This window comes from Rhodoplanes sp. SY1 (assembly GCF_046000175.1).
Taxonomy (GTDB): domain Bacteria; phylum Pseudomonadota; class Alphaproteobacteria; order Rhizobiales; family Xanthobacteraceae; genus Rhodoplanes.
Window position 1 is genome coordinate 1 of the sequence record NZ_JBEOMB010000228.1, and the last position, 1064, is coordinate 1064.

General features: G+C 69.3%; 1 pseudogene. It reads right to left on the bottom strand.

From position 1 onward, the window contains the following. Positions 1-1064: pseudogene (locus ABTU92_RS28725) on the bottom strand (hypothetical protein); the annotation flags it as partial.

Consider the following 1064-nt stretch of genomic DNA (forward strand, 5'->3'; position numbering starts at 1 on the left):
CGAAGGCGGCGCGCCGCACCAGGTCGGCGCCGATCTCGAACGGCATGATGGCCGTGAGATCACCGGAGCGCGCGAAGTCCTCACCGAACACGTGCTGCCGGCGCCGGTCGAGCCGATCGAGGACGGGCTTCAGCTCGCGCTCGCAGAAGTCGAGCGCCGTCGCCTTGCGGGTCTCCTCGGGTGCGTTCTTCAGCGCGTCCTCGCAGGTCCACCGTATGACCGGGATGCCACGCCCCATGCAGGCCTCGATCTGCACGCGGGTCAACGCGGCGCCTTCGGCCTCGGCCGGGATCGCGTCCAGCTCCTGGCGCATCGCCGCGGTGCGGGGGCCATAGGCGGCGCGGATCTTCGCCTCCCACGCGGCCTCCGCCTCGGCCGTCCAGCGCTCGCCCTTGATCAGGCAGACGCGCTTGTAGAGGCCGTTTCGAACCGCCTTCGAGAACGGGATGTGGTGGACCTTGAACGGCGTCTTGCCGGCGCGCGCCTCGCGCACCAGGTCGTTGAACGGGTTGAGCGTGCCGTTGTGTGTCGAGATGACGCGGATCTTGCCGCCCCAGATCAGCAGCGCATTGACGCTGTCGAGCACGGCGCGGACGTCCTTGTGGAACGCGGCCTCGTCGATGCAGACCGTGCCCTGCAGGCCGCGGATGTTCTCGGGCCGGCTCGACAGCGCCTCGACGCGATTGCCCGAGGCGAATCGGACCCGGAACGCGGAGATGTAGCTGGTCGAACCGTCGTCCTTCTGGTCCTCGAACAGAAACTCCTCGACGCCCCCCAGCTCCTGGGCGACGACCTTGGCGAAGTGCGCCACGTAGCCGATGAACTCGCGGCCCTTGTCCTTGGTGTCGCCGATGTAGAAGCAGTTCTGCCCGCCGGCCGAGCGCTTGGCCGCGGCGATCAGCGTGTGGTCGAGCGCCTCGGCGAACGTGATGCCGGTGCGGCGGCCCTTCTCGCCGAGCTTGAGGTCGGACGTGTCGGCGATCCATTCGGCCTGGTGGGCCATCAGCACGCCGTCCGCGAGCGGATCGAGCCCTTCCGGCACCTCTCCGCCGCGCGGCAGATCG